The sequence below is a fragment of the bacterium genome, assembly GCA_019637795.1.
GTDB lineage: Bacteria > Desulfobacterota > Binatia > HRBIN30 > CADEER01 > JAHBUY01.
The window spans coordinates 628,207-653,560 of the sequence record JAHBUY010000001.1; the positions used below are offsets into that span (position 1 = coordinate 628,207).

The 25,354-nt window shown below is 71.9% G+C and carries 16 protein-coding genes, 1 tRNA gene and 1 pseudogene; 9 read left to right on the top strand and 9 right to left on the bottom strand.

Annotation, left to right across the window (positions count from 1 at the left end; translation table 11 throughout):
- Position 1: 1 nt before the first annotated feature.
- The 3 genes from KF840_02690 to drmD form a co-directional block, all read right to left on the bottom strand.
- Positions 2-2,548 carry a hypothetical protein gene (locus tag KF840_02690; GenBank protein ID MBX3023796.1) on the bottom strand — a complete coding sequence of 849 codons (2,547 nt, stop codon included), beginning with the start codon at positions 2,546-2,548 and terminating at the stop codon, positions 2-4.
- 88 nt (positions 2,549-2,636) lie between these two features.
- Positions 2,637-7,853, bottom strand: coding sequence for a hypothetical protein (locus KF840_02695; protein MBX3023797.1), 5,217 nt, complete (start codon positions 7,851-7,853; stop codon positions 2,637-2,639).
- Positions 7,850-11,083 carry a DISARM system SNF2-like helicase DrmD gene (drmD, locus tag KF840_02700; protein ID MBX3023798.1) on the bottom strand — a complete coding sequence of 1,078 codons (3,234 nt, stop codon included), beginning with the start codon at positions 11,081-11,083 and terminating at the stop codon, positions 7,850-7,852. The genes KF840_02695 and drmD overlap by 4 nt, the downstream gene beginning before the upstream one ends.
- Positions 11,084-11,350: 267 nt before the next feature.
- Between drmD and KF840_02705 the strand changes: the two genes are divergently transcribed.
- From KF840_02705 to KF840_02720, 4 genes are all read left to right on the top strand, one after another.
- Entirely contained in the window at positions 11,351-11,794 is a 444-nt protein-coding gene (locus tag KF840_02705; GenBank protein ID MBX3023799.1) for an HNH endonuclease, read from the top strand.
- Positions 11,795-12,076: 282 nt separating this feature from the next.
- Entirely contained in the window at positions 12,077-13,165 is a 1,089-nt protein-coding gene (locus tag KF840_02710) for a hypothetical protein (protein ID MBX3023800.1), read from the top strand.
- 24 nt (positions 13,166-13,189) lie between these two features.
- Positions 13,190-13,570 (top strand): hypothetical protein, encoded by a 381-nt coding sequence (locus KF840_02715; protein MBX3023801.1) that lies wholly within the window; start codon positions 13,190-13,192, stop codon positions 13,568-13,570.
- Positions 13,571-13,763: 193 nt separating this feature from the next.
- Positions 13,764-14,576 carry a hypothetical protein gene (locus KF840_02720; GenBank protein MBX3023802.1) on the top strand — a complete coding sequence of 271 codons (813 nt, stop codon included), beginning with the start codon at positions 13,764-13,766 and terminating at the stop codon, positions 14,574-14,576.
- Here the strand turns inward: KF840_02720 and KF840_02725 are convergent.
- Positions 14,554-14,661, bottom strand: a pseudogene (locus KF840_02725) (M23 family metallopeptidase). The gene KF840_02720 and the pseudogene KF840_02725 overlap by 23 nt on opposite strands.
- Before the next feature lie 351 nt (positions 14,662-15,012).
- On the opposite strand from KF840_02725, the gene KF840_02730 reads away from it, so the two are divergent.
- Entirely contained in the window at positions 15,013-15,684 is a 672-nt protein-coding gene (locus KF840_02730) for a site-specific integrase (protein MBX3023803.1), read from the top strand.
- A 202-nt stretch (positions 15,685-15,886) separates the two neighbouring features.
- On the opposite strand, the gene KF840_02735 is transcribed toward KF840_02730, so the two are convergent.
- The 3 genes from KF840_02735 to KF840_02745 all read right to left on the bottom strand — a co-directional run bounded on the left by KF840_02735 (position 15,887) and on the right by KF840_02745 (position 17,437).
- A tRNA-Sec gene (locus KF840_02735) sits at positions 15,887-15,981 on the bottom strand.
- A gap of 17 nt (positions 15,982-15,998) precedes the next feature.
- On the bottom strand, positions 15,999-16,805 hold the full coding sequence (locus KF840_02740; GenBank protein ID MBX3023804.1) for an MBL fold metallo-hydrolase: 807 nt from the start codon (positions 16,803-16,805) through the stop codon (positions 15,999-16,001).
- A gap of 164 nt (positions 16,806-16,969) precedes the next feature.
- A complete protein-coding gene (locus KF840_02745) occupies positions 16,970-17,437 on the bottom strand; it encodes a PTS sugar transporter subunit IIA (protein MBX3023805.1) in 468 nt (155 codons plus the stop codon).
- Between the two features lie 366 nt (positions 17,438-17,803).
- Between KF840_02745 and KF840_02750 the strand changes: the two genes are divergently transcribed.
- Positions 17,804-18,112 (top strand): hypothetical protein, encoded by a 309-nt coding sequence (locus tag KF840_02750; GenBank protein ID MBX3023806.1) that lies wholly within the window; start codon positions 17,804-17,806, stop codon positions 18,110-18,112.
- Between the two features lie 3 nt (positions 18,113-18,115).
- Positions 18,116-21,559 (top strand): hypothetical protein, encoded by a 3,444-nt coding sequence (locus KF840_02755; protein ID MBX3023807.1) that lies wholly within the window; start codon positions 18,116-18,118, stop codon positions 21,557-21,559.
- Between the two features lie 75 nt (positions 21,560-21,634).
- On the opposite strand, the gene KF840_02760 is transcribed toward KF840_02755, so the two are convergent.
- Positions 21,635-23,140 (bottom strand): UDP-N-acetylmuramoyl-L-alanyl-D-glutamate--2,6-diaminopimelate ligase, encoded by a 1,506-nt coding sequence (locus KF840_02760; protein MBX3023808.1) that lies wholly within the window; start codon positions 23,138-23,140, stop codon positions 21,635-21,637.
- Positions 23,141-23,150: 10 nt separating this feature from the next.
- Positions 23,151-23,627 (bottom strand): hypothetical protein, encoded by a 477-nt coding sequence (locus KF840_02765; protein MBX3023809.1) that lies wholly within the window; start codon positions 23,625-23,627, stop codon positions 23,151-23,153.
- A 52-nt stretch (positions 23,628-23,679) separates the two neighbouring features.
- Here KF840_02765 and KF840_02770 point away from each other — a divergent pair, with 52 nt between their 5' ends.
- Both KF840_02770 and KF840_02775 read left to right on the top strand, forming a co-directional pair.
- Positions 23,680-24,870, top strand: coding sequence for a transporter substrate-binding domain-containing protein (locus KF840_02770; protein MBX3023810.1), 1,191 nt, complete (start codon positions 23,680-23,682; stop codon positions 24,868-24,870).
- A gap of 48 nt (positions 24,871-24,918) precedes the next feature.
- Positions 24,919-25,323 (top strand): nuclear transport factor 2 family protein, encoded by a 405-nt coding sequence (locus KF840_02775; protein MBX3023811.1) that lies wholly within the window; start codon positions 24,919-24,921, stop codon positions 25,321-25,323.
- The last annotated feature ends 31 nt before the right edge of the window (positions 25,324-25,354 follow it).

Sequence of the window (25,354 nt, forward strand, 5' to 3'; positions counted from 1 at the left end):
GTCACTCCCCCATCAGCAGTGACCCGGACGAATCCTCGCGACGGAGCTGCTCCAGGTAGCGCTGCGACTCCGGGAAGTCGACGCTCTGTCGATCGAGGATCTGCGCAACGTCGTCCAACGCCTCGTGTGCCTCGCGGCGGAAGAGGCCGCGGACCTGCGGCAGGATGCGTTGGCTGATCTGCAGGTCCAGGGCGACGCCCGGCTCGCACAGGCCCTTCGCGCTGGTGACGAACTGCGTGATCGCCCGGTATCGCCTCGGCCCAAGGGGACACCCCAACGCATGCAACGGCTCACGCAGCCCGTCGATGATCGCCCCGAGGCCGGTGTCGAGCGTCCCCCGCCCGACCCACGACTGGTACACGCGCAGCGTGACCGGCGGCCCGGCCGCGGCCCCGGCGCGGCGGTCGGAGGCGCTCTCGAGGTTCAGATCGGGCAGTCGGCCCGGGCGGAGCTGGATGAGATTGGCGCGATCGAGCACCCGCAGGCTGAGCTGCTTGGTTGTCTCGTCGAAGTTGACGGTACCGACGAAGCGAGCGGAACGCGGAATCTCGATCGTGGGCCAACGACTGAACGGGTCGTCCTCGTCGACGTTCTGGGCCGCAAACACGGGGACGGTGCGAGATCCATCGGGCCGCTCGAACGCCTGCAGGAAGCCGCTGAAGTAGTGCTCGACGTGCGACAGGTTCATCTCGTCGAGGCAGGTGATGTAGAGGCCGCTGGCCGTCCCGCGCCGGCGCAGCTCTTCGGCAGCGACGATCATCTGCTGGTAGAGGCCGGTCTCGGCCGGGTGGAAGACGCGATCGAGGGTGTTCACGTGCCCGAGGAGATCGCGCATGTCGAGCCAGGATGGGCTGACGCCGACCGCCAGGTAGCGCTCGCGAGCACCCGCGCCCGCTCCGCCGAGCGCTTCGGCGTAGAGCCTGGGGAGGGTCGATTTGCCGGTGCCGGAGACGCCGCCGAGAATGGTGAGGTCCGAGCACTTCACGCTGACGTGGAAGCTGACCAGGTCGAGCTTCCGGTACGCGAACCCGGCTGCCTCGACATGGGCTAGGAAGCGCGAGAAGAACGCCTCCTCGCTCACATCCTCGCCCGCCTCCCCATCGACGTGAGCCGGTAACTCGAAGGGGACCCGCGGCCTGAGGTCGGCGCGCGACTTCGGCGCCGCGTTCCCCTCCGCAGCCGATCCCCCCGACATCCCGACGATGCCGGCCTGCGTCAGGAGCGGAACCAGCTCCAGGAACTGGTTCAACACCTCGTCACGCGCGTCGGTGAAACGCGTCGTCACCGCCTCGAGGTGCTGGCGGATGACCTGCCGCTGCTCCTCGAGCTTCCGCTCCTGCGCTATCAACTCTTCCCGGCGGCGGTCGAGGTCCGCCAGCCGCGATGCGCGGTGCTCCTCGATCTCGCGATCGACCCGCTGCCTGCCGGCAACCAGGCTCTGCTCCAGCGCCGTTCGTTGAGATTCGAGTTGGTGCAGCTCCTCGCGCACCCGGCCGATCTTGGCTGCCACCTCTGCCTGCAGGCTCGCCGCCCGTTCTTCGATGTGCTGCTCCGCCCGCGCCTGGATTCCCTTGTCGATGCGGTCCTGGATCAGTCCGGATGACAACAGGGCCTCCGACAGCTCCGCAGCGAGGGCCTCGTCGCGCTTGAGCACCGAACCCACCGAGCGCAACGCCGCATGCTCCTCCTCGGTCACCGCCTCGCCGCTGGATGCGATCGCGCCCTCGAGCTCCGACAGCAACTGATTGAGCTGCTGCTTCTTCTTGCGAATCAGAAGCTTTCTGGACGCGGAACGCAGGAGGTCGGCGTTGGAGGCCAGGGAGATGCGCGTTCCGTCGAGCGCCAGCGTCTTGAAGCGATTGCCCAGGATTACCTCGTAGGTGCAGTGAATGGGTTGGCGCGTGCGTTCTGGTGGTTGCGCGTCGCCACAGAGAGCGAGCGAGAACTTCCGCTCCCCGGCCGGCACCAACGCATCCAGTGCAGCCGATGGAATCTCCAGGACGGTGTGGTCCGCCGCTGGATTGTCGAACCTGATGGCGTACTGGTGGACTGCATGCTCCAGCGGGAAGGCGTTGGCGCGCAGCGGCCCGTGAAGCCGTTCGCGCCAACGCACGAGCACCTCGGAAGTGGGCGGATGGTCGAGGCGCAGGTTGGCGTTCATGTCGAGAAGCTCGCGGACGCTGCCGATCGCGTCGTCGCTGACGGTGAGGATCTCGAGCAGGTCATCCCGCCGTGCCGGCTCTGCGCTGTTGACGTTCACCTGGTAGTAGTCGTTGAAAGGGTTGTCCCGGTCGAACTTGCGCGCCTCTTCGAGGATGCCGGTGAACAATCGACCAGGCTGAGCGAGGGCACGCAGAGGCGATCGAACCAACCACCAGACGAGACCGCGATTGGGAAAGTCCTGCTCGTCAGCCGTCGAGCCGTCATCCATGAGCAGGAGGGGCCGCAGCGTGCAGAACAGATTGACGGGCATACCCTCTTCCGTTCCGTACTCGAATGGGCACTGTGCGACGGCCGCGATGATCCGCTCTCCCAGGTGTTCGCTCATACGATCCTCCAACATGGACGGGGCCGGATACCGTCACGCCCAAGCACCTCGCTTCGGTGCGAACGGCAGGTCCCGGCGACCACGCCGGTCACCGTTCGCCTCTCCTGTTGCTTGACCGGCCGCGCCCGCCCGCAGAACCGGGGCCGAACAAGCCATATTGTGCCGGCTGCTCGGCGACAGCCGCTGTCGGCTGATCCTCGGCGGCGACCTCGGGCGCTTCCCCGCGCAGCTCCGCCTGCAGCGTGGCGAAGCCGGCCTCGCCGAGGATGTTGCGGGCGTGGATCTCGCAGTCCTTCCACGACTCCTCGGGTGACTGCTCGAGCTGCCAGGGGAGGAAGCGCTCGCCGAGGCGGGCGCGGACGGGCTGCGGCTCCTTCGCCCGCTGGTCGTGGCCGAGGCCGTAGTCGGCGAGGCGCAGCGTCTCGGGGAGCTGCCAGCCGGAGGCCGGGTCGAGGAACGGCAGGTCGGGAACGAGCGCCGGATCGAGCGTGCCGCAGAATGCGGCGATGGCGCGGTCGCGGTCGCCCGCGCATGCAGCGAGCGTGTTGTCCAAATCTCGGAAGGCAACCAGAGTCAGCACTGTTCGCCGAATCTCCGGATCGCTGCTCTTGTCGGTTCGCCAGAACCCTTTCGGATCGAGAGCCTTGAACTCGAAGCCTGCAGGGAGATCGCAATCGCGAAGGAGCCATGAGAGGTCGTCGAAACTCAAGCCGAAGCAGAAGGCGGCGAGCGCATCGACGATGCACCACCTGCGGCTGCGCTCGTGCTCGGTGAGCGCCCAGTGTATCGGCCAGCCGCTTCGCCTGAGAGCGTTGCCGAAGGTGGCACCTGCAGCCATCCATGTAGGTGCAAAGCACACGTCTGCTGTGGAAAGTGCGCCGGCCGTCAATGCGATCGAATCGACTACGCTGGCTGGATGGGGCAGCGGCGTCTCCTCGATGACAAAGTAGTTGAGGTGAAGCCCTCCACATCGCGCTCTGGCCACGAAGTCGTAGGTCACCGAGTCGAGTATCGCAGCGAGGGCTGCCGGCTGCTGGCATCCCCGAAGCAGAGGAGCGGAGTTTCCGCACGGCAGGTCGGGAATCGTGCTGGCAATCATGGTGCGCGCATTCGTCGCCGAGGTGATGTCCATGAACGCCAGCTTCACCGCCCAGTCGAGGCGCAGCCCTGATTCCACCTTGCTCTGGCGGTAGTCGGCGGCCGACATGAGGTACTGCGGCTGCAGCCGCTTGTGGCTCCAGGGAAACTCTTCCCAGACGGCCTTTCGTCCCTTCCCGCTGACCCATCCTTTCTGGCTGAAGTCGAACTGGCCGATCATGCGGCCTTCGTAGAGCGGGAGGGCGATGTCCTCGATATCGGATTCGTCCACCGCCCCGCTGCCGTCGCGGAGGCGGATCCAGCCGATGGCGGGAGTGGTCTGCTTGGGATTTGGGCGGCCCTTGAACTTGATCCAGCGGCCGTATTCGTCGGGGACGTAGCCGCGCTCCTCCCACCAGGGGCGGGGTGGGAAGAGCTTGGAGTCGCTGGTCATGTTGAAGTCGCCCTGAGCGTACTCGATGCCCCAGCCGTTCTCGCTGTCGTCGCCGAGCAGGACGGAGTTGGCGTAGATCTTCTCCAGCACCTCGAGGTCGCGCTTCTGGCGGATCTCGAGGATGGCGCGGGTGCGGGGGCTGAAGCGCGCCACCTGCTCGCGGCCGTAGGGGATGACGTGGCGCTCGGCCTCGGCCCAGTCGGCGAGCTCGTGGCGCATGAAAGCGGCGCGGATGGCCTCGGTGGCGCCGCCCTTGCGGACGATCACGGGGCAGAACTTGAAGCGGCTGTCGATGTCGAAGATCTTCAGCCGGTTCTCGAAGCCGAACAGCCACTGCCAGCGGCACTGCTCGAGGAAGAGGCGGCGCAGCTCGGTCGAGCCCTTGTCGGTGTACAGGCCGGATGGGACGATCATCCCGACATGCCCGCCCGGGCACATCAATGCGTGGGCCTGCTCGAGGAACATCTTGTAGGTGTAGGGCTTACCATCTCCCTGGTGGCGGAAGGCGTGGCGCGGGTCGGCGTAGCTGCGACGACCGCCGCGCACACCTGCCCATCGCACGTGTAGAGCTTTGCTGTCTGGACCGAAGCTGAAGGACTCGCCGTCGTCCGATCCGTCGCCAAATGGCGATCCGGCGCACTTGTTCCAGTTCGCGTACGCTTTGAAACCAGCGTTGTAAGCCAGCCAGTCGCGCTCATCCGTGCGAGCCGCCTCGAACATCGCCGTCTGGGTGCGCAGCGCCTCCTGCTTACCGTAGGTTCGATAGAGCGGGTCGCGGTTGGAGAAGAACTCCTTCGAATTGGGCTGCAGGGTCTCCCACGGCGGGTTGCCAACGATGGCGTCGAAGCCGGCGTGCGGCGGCGCACCCGCATCCGACTGCATCTCGCGCTCGCGGCAGAAGACGTCGGGGAACTCCAGCTCCCAGTGGAAGAAGCGCAGCTCGCGCCACAGCTCGGCGACGACGGCGCGCTGCTCGTCCGAGAGGGCGTGGAGGCGGCGCGGCGTCGGCGCCAGGTCGAGGCGGTCGGCGGGCCAGAACCACAGGGCGCACCACGCGTCGAAGGCGGCGCGCAGGGCCTGGAGCGGCGAACGACTGCCGAGGTGCTCGCGGTAGACCTCGGAGCGCCGGTCGCCGTCGGCGACGCCCATCGCGTGCATGGTTTCGAGGGCCGCGGCGGCCTCGTCGTGCAGCGCTTCCGGAGTCCGGCCGGCGACGTGATCGTCGAACGTGAGCTGCCGGCTGATCAACTCGACCAGCTCGCGCTTGACGACGCCGTCGCGCATCGCCTTGATCGCCCTGGTCCACCCCTCCTTCGCGAAGTGGACGCCGTTGGCGTGCGTCTTGTCGCCGCCCTCGCGGTTCCAGGCCAGCACCGGGTAGTCGCGGAAGCGGTCGAACCAGCAGCCGACCAGGGCGTTGCCGACCTTGAGCTTGTGGTCGAGGAATTCGAACGGCAGATCGCGGTCGAGGGTCTCGATCCATAGCGCCAGTCGTCCGAGCTCGACGGCGAGCGGGTCGAGATCCACCCCGTACAGGCAGCGCTCGACGACGTAGCGCTTGAGGACGGCGCGCAGGCGCGGCTCGAAGTCCTCGGTATCGGGCCGGCAGGGCAGCGTCTCCTCGCCGAGGCTGCCGGTCGAGGGCCGGCCCTCGGCGAGCGTGACGAGGGTGTGCTCGCCCTGCGCCGCGATGCGGCCGTGGTGGTGCAGGCTCTGGTAAAGCGCGTCGGTGAGGAAGCGCAGGCTGGCGACCAGGAACGACGCCGAGCCCATTGCCGGGTCGCAGACCTTCAGGGCGAGGATCTCCTCGGGTCTGCACGGCGTCCACTCGGCCGCCGGGGCTGACTGGTCGGGCCTGCCGTCGGCGCCGGCCGGCGGGTCGAAGGCGAGCGGCCGCAGGGTGCGCTGCACCGTCGGCACGGCGAGGCCCGGGCGGGTGTAGAACGTCCCCGCGCCCTTGCGCGTGCCGCCCCAACGGACGAGGAACCACTCGCCGGGGAGCACGATGCGGGCGATCAGCGACCGGGCCGTCGCCGCGACGACGGCGGCGTGGTGCTCGAGCGTTTCCTTATTCTTGGACTTCGGCTTGCGGACGAGCTTGCCGGCCTCGACGGCTCGCCGCGCCCATGTCTGCGCCCGCTCGTCGGCGGCCTGGCGGGCATCGTCGGGCTCGTCGGCGGTCTCGTCGGCCGCCTCCTCGACCTCCTCGGCGGCGGTATCGTCGTCGCCTTCGACATCGGCATCGGCTTCGCCGTCATCTTCGTCGTCCGCCTCCTCGTCGGCAGGCGGCTCGGCCTTGGCCTTCAGCTTCTCGACCAGCTCGCCGAGGGCCTTGTCGCTCATTCCCTCCAGGCGGGAGAGCGGGAGGGCCGGCTGGTCGCCCAGAGCGAGGAAGACGATCGGGTCGTTGGCCGCAGCGCGGCGCAGCTCGTAGTCGAGCAGGCCCTCGTAGAGGATGCCGATGTACTCCGACGACAGGTCGGAGAAATCGACCGGCACGTTGACGCGCTTCCAGCCCGCGCCCTGGCGGAGGCGCATCTCGGTGACGCAGAGCAGGTCGAGCATGCGGTAGACGTCGGCGTCGTGGGGGCCGCGGGCGGGATCCTCGAGGGCGGCGAGGGCGCGGCGCAGCGGATCATCCGACGCGGGTTCGCCGGGCTCGAACAGGCCGCCGCCGTAGCGGATCAGGGTGAGGTCCTTGTGCGGCGATCCGTCGTAGATCAGGCGGAACAGCGCCAGCACGCGCGGCCAGGCGGCGTGACGGTGCGCCAGACGGGCGAGGCCGTCGCGGGTGCCGGCGCCGGCCTGCTGCAGCGCCTCGCGCAGGCCCTGCAGACCGTAGGAGAGATGGTAGACCGGGTTGCCGCGCGGCAGCAGGTCGTCGCGCGCCTCGGCGAAGAGGACGACGACCATGCGCATCACCACGCGAGTGGCGGCACGGTAGATCTGCTTGCGCGTCGCCTCGTCGGCGGCGAGGCCGTTGGGCAGCTCCGCATCGCGGAAGACGCGCTGGATGAGCAGTTCGACCGCCTGGCGGACGCGCTCGCCGAGCGCCGCCGAGAGCTCGCCCTGCCCCTTGCGCGAGGCGGCGATGGCGGCGAGCAGCGGCGCCGGCATGTTCTCCACCGGCGGCGTCAGGCGTTCGCGGTCGAGCAACGCGCGCAGCGCCGTCACCTGCGCGCCGGGCTCGCCCTCTTCGAACCAGAGGCCGACGTCCCACTCGGCGAAGGCGTCGGCGTCGAGCGAGGCGTGGATCAGCCGCCACTGCCAGCCGTTGGTCAGCAGCGCCAGCGAGCGCTCGCCGGCGCGCAGCCACTCGACGACGCGCGCCGGCATGCGGCGACCGCGGCCGATGCCGAGGCGGCGCTCGCGATCGACGAAGAGCGGCAGCTCGGCGCCGTTGGTCCCCTGCCAGACGCGCTGCGGTCTGACCGCCTCGCCGCTGAGGGCGCGGTGCGTCCACTCGCTGCCGAGGGCGCCGCCCTTCAGCCAGTGGCCCGTCTCTGGCTCGAGCGGACGGCCGAGGCCGAGCACCTCCTCGAGCACCACGTCGAGCAGCGCCGGCGGCGGTCCCGCGCCGTCGAGGGAAGCGATGGCGCGGCGCAGCCGCTCGACCGTCTTCCAGGGCAGCGGCTCGAGATGCGGCGGGAAGACGTCAGTCAGGCGCGACGGCGAGAGCAGCAGGCCCGCGGTCCTGACGCTCTCCCAGGCGCTGAGAGGATCGAGGATCGAGGAACGAGGAGCGAGTCCGGAGGTGGGCTGCTCGTTCCTCATTCCTCGTTCCTCGTTCCTCGCGCCAGGCGGATCTCGATCGCCACCGGGAACACCTGCGCGCCGCCGCGCAGCGCGAACCGCCTCGGGATGATGCCGTTCAGCACCCGGTCGCGCTCGATCTGGAGCTGCTCGCGCAGCTCCTCGTAGTGCTGTCGGCGCCGCCGCACCTCGGCCTCGCGCTCCTCGACCGACTGCTCGAGCTCGCGCAGCCGCGAGTCGCGATCGAACAGCACGCCCTGCTGGCGCTCCGCCTTCAGCTCGTCGATCTCGCGCTGCAGGCGCTGCACGGTGCTGCGCTCGATCAGCACCGAGACCTCGCCCTGGCGCTGCTGGAAGCGCTCGCGCTCCGCGGCGTCGGCCGCCTTGCGGTCGCGCTCGAGCGCGGCGGCGAGGCGTCGCGACAACGCGGCGGCCTCGGCGCGGACGAGATCGCGCACGTCGCGATCGATCTCCTCCCACAGCTCGCGGGCGGCGGCGACCTGCTTCGGCGTCGGCGTCGCCGTGTGCGCCGCGCGCAGCGCGCGCGCGGGCGCGTGCGGCAGGGCGTCGGCAAGCTCGCCCCTGCGGATCGGAACGGCCACGGTCCGCACCCAGTGGTGGAACGTCTCCCGCAGCTCGTTCACCGCCAGCTCCTCCAGGGTGAGCAGCAGCAGCGCATCGGCGCCCTCCGGCACCGCACCCTGGCGAACGCCCCAGCGGGTGGCGCGACCGTGGACGGACGCTCCCGGGAAGCGAGAGCGGGCGAAGGTGTTGAGGGCGCGCCGGTACACCGGGTGTCCGAGGTGCATCAGCACCGTATCGCGGCGCGGGTGGAAGACCTGGCGCGGCCCGACCTCGCGCATCAGGCGACGCGAATCGAAGCAGAGGCCGCGCAGCGCGCCGAGGCTGCCGTTGGCCGGGAGCCGCAGCGTGTCATCGACCAGCTCCTGCCAGGCCACCGGCACGGGCAGCACGAGCTGGAAGCGGCCGTGGTCGTCGGGGCCGTGCAGGCGCGATCCGCCGGCTCCCAGGCCGAGCGCGACGTCCAGCGTGCTGGTCAGCGCCTCGGGGTCGAGGTCGATCTCCTCGGCGAGGGCGGCGAGCTTGCGCAGCTCGGCGTCGCCCATCTCGATCTCGCGAGTGCGCGGCAGGGCGGCGCGATCGCGGGCGCGCTCGACGGTGATCTCGAGCTCGTCGAGAACCGCGTCGGCGTCGGCGCCCTCGATCAGGCGGCGCTCGACGGCGCGGTCGAAGACGTCGCCGGTCGAGCCCAGGTCCTCGCGGATCGTGTTCACCTTCTGCGCCACCTTGGCGAGGAAGCGGAGGTCGGCGTCCTCGTTGCTGGTGAAATGGTGCACGGTGACGTCGCGCGCCTGGCCGTGGCGGTCGAGGCGGCCGTTGCGCTGTTCGAGGCGGGCGGGATTCCAGGGGATGTCGTAGTGGAAGAGGAAGCGCGCCGTCTCTTGGAGGTTGAGACCTTCCGAGGCGGCGTCGGTGGCGATCAGGATGCGCACCGGGTCGGCCGGATCATTGAACGCCGTCTTGATCGCGTCGCGCTCGCGGTCGTCCATGCCGCCGAACAGCACCCGCACCGCGCCGGCGTCGGGGTAGCGCTCGCGCAGGCGGCGCTCGAGATAGTCCAGCGTCGTCTTGTACTCGGTGAAGATCACCAGGCGCTCGTCGGCGACGAAGCCCTTGCGGCCGGCGCGCAGGTGGGTGTCGATCCAGGTCACGAGCGTGTCGAAGCGAGCGTCGCGGCGCGGCGTCGAGGCGGCATCCGCCAGCCCGAGCGCCTCGAGGGCCGCGTCGAGGGCGCGCATCTCGGCGGCGAGCTCGGCGGCGAGCGGGCGCAGCCAGGCGCCGACGACGTGGGCGGCGTGGCCGGTGCGGCCCTCGACCTCGCGGTCGTCGGGCGTCTCGTCGAGGAGCTGCCGGCGCGCGGCATCGACGGCGGCGAGGGCTGTCTCGTCGGCGCCGTCGGCCTCCTCGACGCCGATCCGGTAGCGCTGCCACGAATCGGCGAACGCGACGGGGCACGAAAGCAGACGCTTGCCGAGCACCTCGACGGCGAAGGCGCCGGCCAGCTCCTCCCTGCGCTTTCCCCTGGCGACGAGACCGCGGACGCGCTTGCGGAAACTGTCGAACGCCGCGCCGAGGGCCTGCTCCTCGGGGCTGAGCACGAGCGGCACGGCAACGAGGTCGCGCTCGCCGAAGCGCGGCGGGTTCGTCCGCTCGTTGATCTCGCGCTTCAGGCGGCGCACCACCACCTGCTCGACGCGCACCTTCTCCGAGTCGGTGAGCGCCTCGCTCTTGCGGGTGAAGCGGACCGGGTCGAGGCACTCGAGCAGGCCGGTGAAGCTGCGGGTGTGTCCGTTGTGCGGCGTCGCGGTGAGGAAGAGGCGGTGCTCGAACCAGGGCGCGATGCGGCGCAGCATCTTCGACGCGTCGCTGTCGTCGCCGAGCGAGGACGGCGAGAGGTTGTGCGCCTCGTCCACCACCAGGAGGTCCCAGGCCAGGTGTGGAGACGCCTTGATGGCCTGACTGGCTGCGTGGAAGCTCTCGAAGACGTCGTCCTGCTTCAGGTAGTCGAAGCTGGTGATGGCGCGCGGGAAGGTGCGCCACGGGTTGGCGTCGAGTCCGAGGCGGCGTTGCAGCGCGTGCGTCGCCGGGCGATCGACGACCTCGAAGTCGAGGGCGAACTTCTCCCGCATCTCCTGGCGCCACTGGGTGCGCAGCGAGGCGGGGCAGACGATCAGGATGCGGCGGACGCGGCGGCGCAGGATCAGCTCGGTGAGGATCAGGCCGGCCTCGATCGTCTTGCCGAGGCCGACGTCGTCGGCGAGCAGCAGCGCCACGCGCGGCATGCGCATCGCCTTCAGCAGCGGGACGAGCTGGAAATCCTCGACCTGGATGGCGCCGTGCAGCGGCGAGGCGAGCGGGAAGCGGTCGAGCGGACCGTCGGAGCCGTCGGGATCGACGTAGGGCGTCAGCGCCGACCAGCGCGTCGCCCGCACCAGGGCGTCCAGCTCGGCCGGCGCCATCGGCGCGTCGGAGGCGATGGCGGGAAGCGCCGACGGCTCGAGGATGGTCGCACCGAGCTGCTGCTCGGTCTCCCAGAGGAGCTGATCCTCGGGCGCGCCGTCGGCGTCGATGTACTCGACCGAGACGAGGTGGACGGTCTCGTCGCGCCCGCCGCCGCTCGGCTCGACGGCGGTGACCAGCCCGCGCCGATTGCGCACGGTGGCGAGCATGCCGACGCGCGGCGGCGCCTGCGCCGCCACGCTCACGGCGAGACTCTCCCGTTACCCCGACGACGCTCCGGGCGTTGCTGTCCCACGGTCCCCCACTGCGGTGAATGTCTGCGCGATTCGGAGCCGACGTAGATAGTCGATCGCGAGCGGGGCGACAACTGCAAACCAGGGTTAACGGCGGTCATGGACCGCGCGCTGAATTCGACGGGGCGAGGGCGTGAGACGCGGTGTGGCGCGACGACGACCTGGTGTGCGACGAAGGACGGCATGAGCGAACGGACCTCGAGCGCGAAGCAAATCACGGCCCGCCTGATCAAGCTCAAGCGCGGGCGCAAACGGCGCCACGTGCGGGCGCGAGAAGAGGGGCGGCGCAGAGGCGCGTTGACACCTCGTCAACGCCGTGACGTGCTCGCCAAGACGGCCGGCCGTTGTCACGTGTGCGGCGGCACGGTGGATGGCGCCTGGCACGCCGACCACGTGCTCGCGCACAGCGGCGGCGGACGACATCGGGCGGACAACTTTCTGGCGGCGCATCGGCTCTGCAACACCTATCGGTGGGATTACTCGCCCGGCGAGTTCCAGCTCATCCTCAAGCTCGGCGGCTGGATCGCGAACGAGATCCGGCGCTCGACCCCCGTGGGGCGTGCGGCGGCGGACGGGTTCGTGAAGAAGGAGCGGCGCCGGGCTGGGCGAGCGAAGAGGAGTGCGTAGATCCTCCGGCGGCGGCGGCGTTGTCGCCTCGCATCCCTGTCGCGGCCGAGATCGATGCCCATCCACAACTGCGGCGCCGCAGATGGGAGCCAGCGAGGGCGCTCCGGGCGCACGGAAGGCCGGGGGCCTTGCCTCCCGGCGACACGGTAACGTAGTCGCGATGCCAGATGCCGCGCCGCGAGGGCGGTGACCGGCGCGGCGTTGTGCCAGGGCACAGGGGGGAAGCACGTGAAGAATGGAGGCGGGATCTTCCTCATCGCCGGCGATGAGCAGCTCGTCGAAATGCGGGAACGGCAGTACGACTCCGAGGACCTGCTGCAGGAGCTGCTGTCCAGGTACCCACACCTGCTGGCCGGGGACCAGATCGACGCGGCGGCACCGCGGCGATGGCTGTTGGTATCCCGAGAGCTCGGCGTTCCCGATCAGGACGGCGGGGGCGGTCGCTGGTCCGCCGACCACCTCTTCCTCGACCAGGACGGCATCCCCACCATCGTCGAGGTGAAGCGCAGCACGGACACCCGCATCCGGCGCGAGGTCGTCGGCCAGATGCTCGACTATGCGGCCAACGCCGTCGCGTACTGGCCGGTGGAGTCGATCCGCTCGCGGCTCGAGGCTCGCTATGCCGGGGATGTGGCCTCACTCGACCAGTCGATGGCGGACCTCATCGGGATCGATGGTGATCGGGACAGCTTCTGGCAGTCCGTGAAGACCAACCTGCAGGCCGGCCGCGTGCGTCTCGTGTTCGTCGGCGACGAGATCCCGACCGAGCTCAGGAGAGTCATCGAGTTCCTCAACAACCAGATGGATCCGGCCGAGGTCCTTGCCGTTGAGATCAAACAGTATGTCGGCGAGGGCGTGAAGACCCTGATCCCGCGGGTCTACGGGATCACCGCGGAGGCGAGGCAGCGCAAGTCTCCGTCAGCCGGCGAGAAGTGGCAGTGGGATGCGGACTCATTCTTCGCCGCCCTCGCCACGCGCGGCATCGCCGACGAGGCACGGGTTGCGCGGACGATTCTCGACTGGGCATCGGCGCGGCAGCTCCGGATCTGGTGGGGCCAGGGGAAGACCGATGGGTCCTTCTATCTCAGTGTCCCCTACCTCGGCGGTCGGCACCTCCTGCTCGCCGTCTGGACGTACGGACGCGTCGAGATTCAGTTCCAACACATGGTCGATGGGGGCGGCCCGTTTGCCGACGAAGCCCGTCGCCGGGAACTGGCGGATCGACTGCGGGCGATCGCGATCGAGATTCCGGCCGACCGCCTCGCCAAGCGGCCGAGCTTTCCGATCACCGCGCTGCACGATGACGAGCGGCTGACCGCGTTCCTGGCGATTCTGGACTGGATGTTGGAGACCATCCGGAGCGGTGGCTGATCGGAACCAGAGAGGAGACGCATCATGCCGAAGCAGAAGAGCAAGTCTCCGACATCTCCGGACGGGGACAGGAGCAGAGTCGGGGGGAAAGCCCTACGCCCGGAAGAATTCGACAAACCTTCGGGTCTCTCCCTGTCCGGCAAACAGGTCGCGATCACCGGAAAGTTCGAGTTCGGCACCCAGGAAGAGGTGCTGCGCGCCACGCGACAGGCGGGCGGGCGCGGCGAGATCACCGACCGCGTCGGTCCCAACACCGACATCATCGTCGTCGGCGCGAACCGCAGCCCGCTGTACAAGTTCGGTACCCACGGCGTGCACTGGGCGGAAGCCCTGAAGCGGCGGGAAGAGACGGGACGGCCGCTGATTATCGACGAATGGGTGTGGGAACGTGCGCTCCGTCGTTGACGGCACGGCGAACCGCCAGCATCGAGCCCGTCGTGCGACGCAGGTGTCTGATGTCTTTGGAGCCTGTGTCAGCTCGGAGCCGCGGCAGGGTGCGGCGCGGCCAGTCCGCACGGTTATCGATCGCGTCGTAATCCGACGGGGCGCCATGACGCGGCAAGGCCGGATCTCTGCAGTCCTCGCAACACTCCTGTTGATGGTCGGAGGGGCGACACTCGTTCGTGCCGCTTACGAGGAACAGCGCGAGTTGCTCGAGGACATCTGCCAGGTCCGAGCGGCCTGGGAACAGGAGATCGTGGCGGAGCGCCAGCCGACCCGCGCCACCGATCGGCGGCTCTCGGAGCTGGTGAGCCGCTGGCAGCGCCGCTTTCCCGAGTCGCGCCTGTTCGACTGCCGGCCCGGCGGCTACTGCTACAGCCTCTGCCCGGCGATCCAGCACCCCGGCAGCGCCGGCTTCCCGCCGGTGGTCGCGGCGGCGAAAGCCCGCTGTGCGCCGGCGCTGGCGCCCGACGACGCGTGCGCCCGGCTGAAGAAGCAAGCGTGCGCCGACGGCTCGTACCTCTGCGCCCAAGCGGAGGTGCTGGCCGACTACGCCCGCTGCTACCCGAAGGACGATCTGCTGGCGGTGCTCGCCCGCGAATCGTGCGGCGGCTACCTGGCGAACTGGAAGGGCGAGGCGCTGCCGGCAAAGCCGTACGTCAGCACCGCCGGCGACCCGGCCTGGTGCAGCCGCTTCGCCAGCCCGCCGCCGGAATGTGGCGGCGCGCCGGCCCCCACGCCCACGCCCCCCACGCCGGAGTCCTTCTGCGGGGATCTCTCGCGCACCGACGAACAGCGCGCCGTCTGCCTGCGCTGCGTCACCGCTCCGCTCTGGCATCTCGGGCAGTGCGAGGTGGAGCTGCGCCAGGTCTTCCCGCAATTCAACCGTGAAGGCAGAGCCACGAACGAAGTCACGCGCGTCCTGTTCGCGATGGAGTACCACCAATTCACCCGACGCCAGGGTCGATAGGCTGGCCGTCACGGCGCACCTCGTAGTGGAGGTGCGGGCCGGTGGCGCGCCCGGTCTGCCCGACGGCGCCGATCTGCTGCCCTGCGACCGCCGATGCCCATCGCGGGACGATACCGGCAGATTCGGTTCTCCACGAAATCAGGCCCAATCCAGAGCGGCGGCCCCGCCGCGGCAGATCACGATCAGCGCACGCGCCTCGAGCGGGTGCTGCGGGAATTCGAATTGGGAGAGATCAGTCGGTCGTGACGGCGGGCGGCGTCCACGATCTCAGGCGCGTCGATCGTCGCAGCCCACAGATCCTGGTGCGCCATCAGGTACGTTCGAACGCTGACGTCGTCCGGCAGGGCGAGTTGGGCTCCACCATCACCGCGTGCTGCGCAGGGCGCTACGACAGGGAGTCCGCTGGCAGCTGCTCGGCCGCAACGTCGCGGACGCGGTGACGCCCCCACGTGTCGAGCGGCGCGAGATGACCGTGCTGGACGAGAATCAGACCGCCGTGCTCCTGGAGGCGGCGCGCCATACCCGCCTCGGCATCGTGGTCCTGCTGGCGGTCGCCACCGGGCTGCGGCGCGGCGAGATCCTCGCGCTGCGCTGGCAGGACGTGGACCTCGACCGCGGCGTCGCGCACGTCCGGCGCAGTCTCGAGCAACTCCGCGGCGGTCTCAATTTCAAGCAGCCGAAGACGGCCAAGAGCCGGCGTACCGTGGCTCTCCCGTCGGTCGCGGTCGAAGGACTGAAGCATCACCGCCTGGAGCAGAAGAAGGAGCGGCTGGCGATCGGGCCCGCCTACCAGGACCAGGATCTCATCTGCGCCCGCGTGCACGGAACGCCGATGGACCCGTCCGAGGTCACGGCCGGTTTCGCTCGCCTGATCGCCGGGCTCGATCTCCCGAAGATCCGCCTGCACGACCTGCGGCACGGGCACGCCACGCACCTGCTCGCGCAGGGCATCCACCCCAAGGTGGTGAGCGAGCGGCTCGGACACTCCACCATCGGGATCACGCTCGACACGTACAGCCACGTCATGCCGGGGATGCAGGAGGAGGCGGCGCAGAAGCTCGACAGTGCGCTCCGCGCCGCGATCGACCGCCGCAGCGGCGGCGCCTGAGCTGCGGCGCCGCAGTTCCTCGGGATCCACGGTCTCAGCGCCAGCTGCGGCGCCGCAGCTGGCCGCCTGTCCACTGGCCCGGCTGCGATCTTGTGATCAGTTCCGAGCTCGCGTTAGCAAATGTTAGCAATTTGCCTCGCGCAAGGTCCCGTCAATGTCGGCTCGCACTGGGCTGGTGCCGATAAGTTATTGTTTTCGTTAATGGCGGAGAAGGGAAGGAGTCGAACCTTCCGTGCCGCTGACGCGACACCACGCGGTTTTGAAGACCGGGAGGGCCACCGGGCCCCATCCTTCTCCGTGTGTGGCGTCCCCGGTCAGCTCGCCGGGGGCGGGGGCGGCAAGCGCGGCATGGCGGCGAAGCCGCGCTGGTCGTGGGCCGGGACGATGATGAGCTCGGGGAAGCGCGCCGCGAGGGCTGCCATGCGCAGCAGGTTCTCGCGCACGCCGCGCGGGTCGGAGTCCGCCAGCGCGCGCTGCGGCCAGGGGCGTTCCTCGCGCTGGCTGATCCCCTCGCGCTGCCAGACGAGGTCGCCGACGAGCGCGTAGCGGCGGCCGTCCGGCAGGGCGAGAAAGACGATGACCGAGCCCGGGGTGTGGCCGGCGGCCGGCACGATGACGATCGCCCCATCGCCATAGACGTCGTGGCTCGCCGGGAAGCCGAGATAGGGGCCGCCGTCGAAGGCGTAGGTCTCGTAGCGGAGGTCGCCGGCGGCGCGGGCGATGGCGGTGATCCAGCCACCACGGGCGATGAAATCGCGCTCGGCGGCGTTGACCCACACCGGCGTGCCGGCGAAGTCGGGCAGGCCGCTGGCGTGGTCCCAGTGGGCGTGCGTCAGCAGCACGGCGCGCAGCCGCCGGCGGTCGTAGCCGGCGGCGTCGAGCGCGTCGGCGGCCGGCGTCCCGCGCTGGTAGGGTGCCGCGGCGGCGAACCAGAACGGCATCAACGCCACCTGCCGATCGATGCCGCGGCCGAGGCCGGTGTCGATCAGCAGATCGCCGCGCGGATGGCGCACCAGCGTCGCGGTCATCGCGAAGTCGCGGTGGTCGCTGAACGCGCCGCCGCGGTAGGCGAAGGCGGCGCTGCGTGGAATCGTCCCGGTCGGCACCTGGTACGCGGCCATCTCGGGCGGCGGCGCCGCCGGCGGCAGCGCGCCCGCGAACGGCGGCGGCGCCGGCAGCGGGGCGGCCGCGAAGCCGTGCGCCAGCAGCGCCAGCGCGCCGGCGATCGCCGCGGCGGCGGCGAGCAGGATGGTCTTCGCCGCTCGGCCGCCGCGCATCGGCCCGCTCACTGCCGGCCGTTGCCGCCGCGCAGGATGCGCATCGCGGTCGTCGGATCGACGGCGTGCTCGAGGCCGCGGCGGGTGTCGGCGCTCTGCAGCAGCAGCGACACGCCCGCCAGCGTGTCGAGATGGTCGCCGACCAGCTCCGGCGCCGACAGCACGACGACGACGATCGAGATCGGGACCCCGGCCATGGCGTAGTAGACGGCGGTCGGCGAGACCGCCATCGCCGCCACGACCCCGGCGACGCCCTCGACGCGCGCGTGCGGCACGGCGACCCCGATCTCGACGATGGCGGTGCTCTGCATCGCCTCGCGTTCGACGACGGCGCGCGCCGCCCGATCGCGCAGCGCGGCCGGCATGCAGCCGTTGGCGATCAGCACGTCCACCAGGCCGCGCACCGCGTCCTCGAAGGATCCGCATGCCGGGCGCAGCAGGACGCCGCCGGAGGCGATCAGCTCGGCCGCCCGCACCCGGTTCCCCGTGGGCCCGCTCCGCGGCCCGCCACCGCCGCCGAGCACGCATCACTGCGCATGCGCTGTCCCCTCGATTCCACGAGCCTTGGATTTTTCATTCCTGTCGCGCAGCCGCAAGGGGGTCGCGCGCCGCGCCGGCCCGCCCGGCCCGCCAGCCCGACTGCGCAGTTGGTATGGCAGCGTCGGGAAATCGCCACTGCGTCCTTTCGATGCGGCCGGCTCGCGGCCGCGAGCCGGCGCGGCGGGCGGGGTCGCACCCCGCCGGGTGGTGGTATGCGAATTGCGACAGCCGGGCGCGTGCAGGTGGATCCACGTCATCCCGCGGCCCCCGCCGCCTCCGACGGCCCCGCTGGCCCGGCGCGGTTGCGGCTGGCCGCCGGGCGGCTGGCGCGCGGCACGGCGCTGGTGTTGGACATCCAATCCATCTCGCCCTCGGGGCTGGCGGTGTTCAGCGCGCCATGCGCGGCGAATCAGATCGACCCCGCGGTGCTGAGCGACCCGCCCGAGGGCGAGACGCTCGTCTTCGAGCTGGAAAGGGACGGACAGAGGATGACGCTGCAGGCGAGTCTGGTGTGGGTGGAGCTGTCGAGTGAGCAGCGGCTCGAACTGATCGTCGATACCGGCGATCAGCCCGGATGGTTGGAGGTACAGCCAGCCGGCGCGGCGGGGTGACGCATGGGCCTGTTCTCACGCGTCCGCCGCCAGTCGGCCGCTCCGGCCGCCGCCGCCGAGGCGGGGCCGGTCGAGGAGGTCACCGCGCCGACGGCGTTCGCCGAGCCCGCCGCCAATGAGACGCCCTCCGACCTGCCCGCCGAGACGCCAGCCGCGACCGCCACCCTCGGCGCCGCCGTTCGTCCCGGCACCGCCGGCCTCGCCTCGCTGCGCGACAGCCTGCAACAGGTCTACGCCATCCGCCCCTCGCGCGACGCCTTCGCCGAGGAGGCGATCCGGCTGATCGCCCGCAGCACCAACACCAAGGCCGCGGCGCTGCTCACCTACGAGGCGCGCAGCGGCCGCATGCAGCTCGTCGGCCACGTCGGCCTCGAGGCCGAGGCCGAACAGGTGCTGAGCGGCGACGCGATGGTCAGCGCCTGGGACATCCCGTTGCGCAGCATCCGCAATCGCCGCATCAACGTCATCGAGGCGGCGCACGAGAACCCCTTCGTGCCCAAGCCGCTGGCGGCGATCAGTCCGCGCCGCCTGACCATCGCGGCGGTGCCGTTCTTCCACGCCAACGCGCCGGTCGGCGTGGTGGTGCTGTTCTCGCCGACGCCGCGCGGCTTCGCCGACGGGCTGCTGAAGACGCTCAGCCAGTCGCTGCGCGTCTGCGCCCTCGCCCTGAGCGAGCTGCCCCTCTCCGCCGCCGCCACGGCGCGCGCCGTGGAGGAAGAGGCGAGCACCGCCCAGCCGACCCTGCTGCGCGGTCTGGCGGCGCTGAAGAGCGAGCTGGTTCGCCTCACCCAGGCGCTCGAGGAATCCGAGCGGCAGCGCGCCGCCGAGACGGCGGAGCGCGTCACCGCGCAGTCGTTCCTCAAGGCGGCCCAGGAACGCGCCGCCGGACTCGAGCAGGAGATCACCGAGCTGCGCGCGGCGCAGGAACAGATCCCGGCGATCGAGGAGCAGGTCCACAGCCTCAGCCGCCGCCTCGCGGCCGCGTCGGAGGCCGCGGACACCGCCCAGTCCGAGATCGCGCAGCTCCGCGCCGTCCTCGCCGAGGCGGAGCGCCGCGCCGTGGCCCAGGACGCCGCGCTGGCGGCGTTGAAGGTCGAGCGCGCCGCCCTCGAGACACAACTGCAGGAAGCCCTCGACAGCGCCCGCGCCCGCGGCGAGGAGGCGGCCGCCCTGCACGCGCAGGTGTCGGACCTGACGCCGCGCGCCGCCAGGCTGGGCGAGCTGCAGACGGCGCTGGCGGCCGCCGAGGCCGCGCGCAGCGAGACCGAGACGGTCATCGCCCGCCTGCGCCAGGAGCTGGTCGCCACCCACGAGCAGCGCAGCCGCGCCGAGGCGGCGCTCGAGCAGGCATCGAGCGCGCTGGCCGCCAGCGACGCGGACCGCGGCGAGCTGACCGCCCTGCTCGAGGCCGCCCAGGTCGAACACGCCGAGCTCGAGCGCATGCGCGGCGAGCTGGCGACGCTGCGCGACGGTCAACAGGCGCTGGAGGCCGCGCTCGCGGCCCGGACCGCGGAGCTGGAGTCGACGCGGGCATCGCTCACCGCCGACGGCCAACAGCGCGCCGCCGAGGCGGAGGCGGCCCGCGCCCGCGTCGCCGAGCTCGAGCGCGCGCGCGAGGCGATCGCCGGCGAGCTGGCGGGCGTTCGCGCCGAGGCGGCGCGGCAGGCGGCGGCGCTGTCCGAACGCGGCAGCGAGCTGGCGAGCCGGCAGCAGGAGCTCGAAGCGGCGCGCGCCGCGATCGCCGACGCCGACGCCGAGCGCGCCGAGCTGCGGGCGCGCCTGGCGGCGGTCGACGGCGAGCTCCAGACGGCCGGCACCGCCCGCCGCCAGCTCGAGGACCAGCTCGTGGCGCTGCAGGCGGAGCGCGACCGGCTCGCGTCGCACCAGCGCGAGCTGCAGGGGCGCGTCGAGGCGCTGGCCGCCGGCGGCCAGACGCTCGAGCACGAGAAGCGGACGACGCTCGCCGCCGCCGAACAGCGCGTCGCCGGGCTCGAAGCCGAGATCGCCCGTCTCACGGCGGCGCTCGACGCCACGCGCACCAGCGCCGCCGACGAGATCACCCGCACCCGACACGACGCCGACGCGACGCTCGATGGGCTGCGCGTCGACCTCGCCGAGGCGGCACGGGCCCGCGACGAGTTGCAGCGCAGCCTCGCCGCGACCCAGCAGGAGTGCGCGAACCAACAGCGCGCCCTGGCGGAGATGTCGGCGCAGCGCGCCCGTCTCGAGGCGGCGACCGAGCGCCTCGCCGCCGAACGCGCCGAGCTCGGCGGCCGGATCGAAACCGGCGCCGCGCAGCAGGCCGAGCTGCAGCGCGCGCACGCCGAGGCGCAGCAGCGCGTCGCGGCGCTGGAGCGCGAGCTGGCGAACGTCCGCGACGAGCAGCTCGCGGGCTTGCAGGCACGGCTGGCGAGCGAGGAGGCGGCGCGCCGGGCGGCCGAGGCCAGCGCCGCGGCGGCGGCCAGCCGCTACGCCGAGGAGCTGGCGCAACTGCAGGAGCAGGTGGCGGCGCAGCACGAGGACCAGGAACGCCTCAATCAGCAGTTGGCGGAACAGGCGGAGCTGCTGCAGTCGGCGGAGCAGAACCTCGGCGTGCTGGACATCCCGGCCGGCGACGAGGGAGCCGACGACGACGTGCTCGAGATCGACCGCGACGCCCCGACGGTGGCCGACCAGGCGGTCGACGCCGGGGGCGCCGACGACGAGGGCGACGCCGATGCCGATGCCGGCGAGCTGGTCCTGCTCGATGGCGACGAGGCCGCCGCCGGCGCGGCGCGCCAGTTGGCGGAGTTCGGCCATCGCATCAGCGCCTTCGCGCCGAGCATTCCGGCCGCCGACGGTCTGAAGGGTCGGCTGGTCGCCGGCGCGGCGCTGAACCTCGCGGCGGCCGGCGCCTGGAGCGTCGTCCGCCATCTGCGCAACGGCGGCGACATCCCGCGCATGCCGCTGATCGCCTACGCTTTGGCGGAGAAGGCGAACAAGGGCTTCTGGCTGGGTCCGGTCGACTTCGCGCCGCTGCCGGTCGGTCAGGTGGCGCTGCCGGCGCTCCTGAACCGCATGGTGCCGAAGATCCGCCGCGTGCTGGCGATGAGCAACGACATCGACGTCATGAGCGACGTCCGCACCCAGCTCACCGGCGCCGGCATCTCCACCGCCGTCGTGCTCGACGGCCGCCAGGCGCTCGACCTGGTGCCGACCATCCGACCGGAGGCGGCGGTGCTGCACCTGTCGCCCTCGTGCGTCGACGTCTTCCGCGCCATCGCCGGCCTGCGCGCGGCGGAGATCGCGCGCGACATCCCGATCCTGTTCCTGCTCGACGCCGAGCCGCAGCCGCGCGAGGAGGCCTTCCTCACCGCCGGCGTGCGCATGCTCGCCAGCCGCGGCGGCCTCCTGCCCGACGGACTGGCCGAGACGCTGGCCTCGGCCTTCGACGTCTACCGCGCCTGAGCGTTCCCAGCGGGACGCGGAGCGCGCGAGCGGCGACGCCCGCGCCGCCCGCCGCGTGCCGCGCGGCGCGTCGGGTCAGGATCCGCGGCGCTCCCGCAGCGCCGCCAGGGCCACCAGGCGATCGTCGAAGTCGTGGCGAACGCCGGCGATGAGTTGGTACGGCTCGTGCCCCTTGCCGGCGATGAGGACGATGTCGTCGCGGCCGGCGCGGGCGATGGCGAGCCGGATGGCGGCGGCCCGGTCGACGGCGACGACGGTCCGCTCGCCGAGCCGGTCGACCGCGCGCGCGCCGGCGACGATCTCGGCGACGATGGCCGCCGGGTCCTCGCTGCGCGGATTGTCCGACGTGATCACCGTCAGGTCGCTGCCGGCCGCGGCGATCCGCCCCATCACCGGCCGCTTGGCGCGATCGCGATCGCCGCCGCAGCCGAAGACGGTGATCAGGCGGCGCGGCCGCAGAGCGCGGGCGCTCTCGACCAGGCGCGCCAGCGCGTCCGGCTTGTGGGCGTAGTCGACGGCGACGACGAAGTCCTGTCCCGCATCCACCAGCTCGAAGCGACCCGGCACCGGCGGCGCCGCCGCCAGGCCGTCGGCAATGACGTCGAGCGGCAGGCCCTGCGCCTCGCCGACCGCCAGCGCGGCGAGCGCGTTGTAGACCGAGTAGCCGCCGAGGTGGCGCAGGCGCACGTCGATGCTGCCGCGTGGCGTGTCGGCGCTGAAGCGCACGCCGGCGAGGGTCGTGTGCACATCGCGCGCCCGCACGGCGGCGTCGCCGGTCAGCCCGTAGGTGACGAGCCCGCCGCGGTTGACCTCGATGATGTACGCGGCGTGCGGGTCGTCGACGTTGACCACCGCGGTGCCGCGCTTGCCGCCGCTCGACAGCTCCTCGAACAGGCGGCCCTTGGCGCGGCGGTAGTGGTGCATGTCGGGGTGGAAGTTGAGGTGGTCGTGGCTCAGGTTGGTGAAGACCGCGACGTCGAAATCGATCGCGGCGACGCGGCGCAACGCGAGCGCGTGCGACGACACCTCCATCACCGCGGCCGTGCAGCCGCCGTCGACGGCGTCGCGCAACAGCGATTGCAGGAGCGGCGCCTCCGGCGTCGTCTGCGCCGCCGGCACGGTGCGGTCGCCGAGCCGGTAGTCGATGGTGCCGAGGCGGGCGACGCGATGTCCGGCGGCGGCGAGGACGGCGTCGACGAAGTACGTCGTCGAGGTCTTGCCGCTGGTGCCGGTGACGCCGATCATCGTCAGCGCGCGCGACGGATGGCCATGGAGCGCGGCCGCCATGTCGGCGACCGCCGCCCAGGCGTCGGCGACGCGCACCACGGCGACCTCGGGCGGCGCGCTCACCTCGCGCTCGACGACCAGGGCGCTGGCGCCGGCGGCGAGCGCCGCGGGGACGAATTCGTGCCGGTCGGCGCGCGTCTCGCCGCCCTCGCTGCGATAGCCGGGCAGGCAGACGAAGACATCGCCGGGCTGGACGTCGCGCGAGTCGGTGGTCACGCGCCGCACCGCGACGTCGAGCGACCCGCGCACCGCGACGATGCGGTCGGCGGGCAGCAGGGCGCGCAGCGCGGGCATGCGCGGCCGCTCAGCCGCCGGCAGGGGCGACGCCGGCGCGCAGCCGGTCCGCCACGGCGGGCACGGCTTTCAGCAGCATGTCGATGCGCGCCCGGTCGGCGCCGACCACCTCGGCGAGCTTGGCCTGATACTGCGCCAGCAGCGCGTCGAGCTCGCCTTCCTTGCCGTCGACGATGGTGTCGCGTTCGCCGAGACAGGCATTGATCTGCTCGGCGATGCCCTCGAGCGCCTTCTCGCCGTCCTCGCCCAGCTTGCCGCCCACCTGTTCCGCCCACAGGCCCTGCAGCGCCAGGCTCGCCGGCACCTGGCGGCGCAGCCCGCCGGTGAGCTGCCAGAGCTGGCTGGCGAGCGCCTCGGCGTTGGCGGCGCCGCGGCGCGTCACCAGGCCGCGCATCGCGACCAGTTTGTCGCGCAGCCGCTGCACGCCGAGCTCGTCGGCGAGGCAGCGGACGAAGTCGCCGAACTCCGCTTGCGTGAGGATCGCCATCTCGTCGGCTCTTGCCTGCCGTGTCGGGGCGTGTCAATCCGCCCGCGGGCGCATGAGCGAGCGGTGTCGAGGTCCGCGCGGCGCGCGCGCGGCGCGCGCCATCCGCGGCGTGGTGGCGCTGGCGGCGCTGCTCGCCGGCTGCGCGACGCACCCGCTGCGCGTCGCCAGCAGCGGCGACTACCCGCCGTTCACCAGCCTCGCCGCCGACGGCGCGCGCCAGGGCCTGGACGTCGCCATCGCCACGCGCCTCGCCGCGGACCTCGGCCTGACGCTGGAATGGGTGCCGCTGGCGTGGCCGGAGCTCGCCGCCGCCGTGGTGCGCGGCGACTTCGACGTCGCCTTGAGCGGCGTCACGATGCGCGCCGACCGGGCGCTCATCGGCCGCTACGCGCGACCGTACGCGCTGACCCGCGCCGTGCCGGCGATCCGCCCCGGCGACGCGACGCGCTGGCGCTCGCCCGCCGACCTGAACCGGCGCGGCGTGCGCATCGCCGTCAACGCCGGCGGCCATCTCGAGACCGTCGCGCGGCAGCGCTTCCCGCGCGCGACCATCGTCCCGGTGGCCGACAACCGCCTCGCCGAAGCGCTGGCCGAGGCGCGGATCGCGGCGATCGTCACCGATACCGCCGAGCTCGCCGCCTGGCCGGCGGCCGGGCCCCGCCCGCTGGCGCTGGCGCCGCTGAGCGTCGACGACAAGGCGCCGCTGCTGCCGCCCGACCGCGGCGAGCTGGCGGCGCGCATCGACGACTGGCTGATGGCGCGCGAGGCCGACGGCTGGCTCGACGCGCAACGCGTGCGCGCCCTCGGGGAATCGGCGGCGCGCGACGACGCCGCCGCCGCGCGCCAGGCGGTGGCGGCATGGGTGCGGCTGCGGCTGGCGCTGATGCCGGACGTCGCCGTCGCCAAGCGCGCCGCCGGGCTGCCGATCGAGGACCGCGAGCAGGAGGCGCGCGTGCTGGCGCGGGCGCGCGAGCAGGTGCCGGCGGCGCCGGACCGCGCTGCGGCGGTCTACGGCGAGCTGATCGCGATGGCGAAGGCGGCGCAGCAGCGGACCCCGGAACGCCCCGGCGCCCCGCCATCGCTCGCGACGCTGCGCGCCGCGCTCGCCCGCATCGACGAGTCGCTGTGCCGCGAGCTGGCGCACCTGCCGCCGGGCTCGCTGCCGGAGTGGCGCGCGGCGCTGCAGCAGACCGGCGCCCCGCCGCCGTCGATCGAGCGCCTGGCGGCGGCGCTGGCGTTCTGACGCGACGCGGGGTTGGCAGCGCGCCGGCGCTCGACTATGGGCAGCCGCATGTCGCGCAATGCCGATCGTCTCCGCCAGCTCTTCGCCGACCTCGAGCGCCTCGACTTCGTCGCCGTCGCCGATCACTGCGCCGAGGACTGCTCCTACGAGGACGTCCCCTACGCCGAGGCGACCGTCGTCGGTCGCGAGGCGATCCGCGCCAAGCTGGCGCTCGGCCTCGGCACGCTCGAGCGCCTGCCGACCACCATCCACGAGCTGCTCGAGCAGGGCGATACGATCATGGTCGAGCGCACCGAGGTCTGGCACCATCCGACCGGCGAGCGCGCCACCCTGCCGGTCGCGGCGGTGTTCAAATTCCGCGACGGCCTGATCACCCTCTGGCGCGACTACTGGGACGCGCCGACCCTGTTCCGCCAGCAGCCCGCGAGCTGGCTGCCGGACATCCCCCGATAGCCCGGGGGCGCCGCGGTCGCGGCGCTCCAGG

Excerpts from the sequence above, each read along its gene's own strand:
- KF840_02765 (MBX3023809.1), bottom strand. The coding sequence starts at position 23,627 with ATGGCGATCCTCACGCAAGCGGAGTTCGGCGACTTCGTCCGCTGCCTC.
- KF840_02705 (MBX3023799.1), top strand. The coding sequence starts at position 11,351 with ATGAGCGAACGGACCTCGAGCGCGAAGCAAATCACGGCCCGCCTGATC.
- KF840_02775 (MBX3023811.1), top strand. The coding sequence starts at position 24,919 with ATGTCGCGCAATGCCGATCGTCTCCGCCAGCTCTTCGCCGACCTCGAG.
- KF840_02755 (MBX3023807.1), top strand. The coding sequence starts at position 18,116 with ATGGGCCTGTTCTCACGCGTCCGCCGCCAGTCGGCCGCTCCGGCCGCC.
- drmD (MBX3023798.1), bottom strand. The coding sequence starts at position 11,083 with ATGCTCGCCACCGTGCGCAATCGGCGCGGGCTGGTCACCGCCGTCGAG.
- KF840_02740 (MBX3023804.1), bottom strand. The coding sequence starts at position 16,805 with ATGGCCGCGTACCAGGTGCCGACCGGGACGATTCCACGCAGCGCCGCC.
- KF840_02710 (MBX3023800.1), top strand. The coding sequence starts at position 12,077 with ATGCGGGAACGGCAGTACGACTCCGAGGACCTGCTGCAGGAGCTGCTG.
- KF840_02720 (MBX3023802.1), top strand. The coding sequence starts at position 13,764 with ATGGTCGGAGGGGCGACACTCGTTCGTGCCGCTTACGAGGAACAGCGC.
- KF840_02690 (MBX3023796.1), bottom strand. The coding sequence starts at position 2,548 with ATGAGCGAACACCTGGGAGAGCGGATCATCGCGGCCGTCGCACAGTGC.
- KF840_02760 (MBX3023808.1), bottom strand. The coding sequence starts at position 23,140 with ATGCCCGCGCTGCGCGCCCTGCTGCCCGCCGACCGCATCGTCGCGGTG.
- KF840_02770 (MBX3023810.1), top strand. The coding sequence starts at position 23,680 with ATGAGCGAGCGGTGTCGAGGTCCGCGCGGCGCGCGCGCGGCGCGCGCC.
- KF840_02715 (MBX3023801.1), top strand. The coding sequence starts at position 13,190 with ATGCCGAAGCAGAAGAGCAAGTCTCCGACATCTCCGGACGGGGACAGG.
- KF840_02695 (MBX3023797.1), bottom strand. The coding sequence starts at position 7,853 with ATGAGGAACGAGCAGCCCACCTCCGGACTCGCTCCTCGTTCCTCGATC.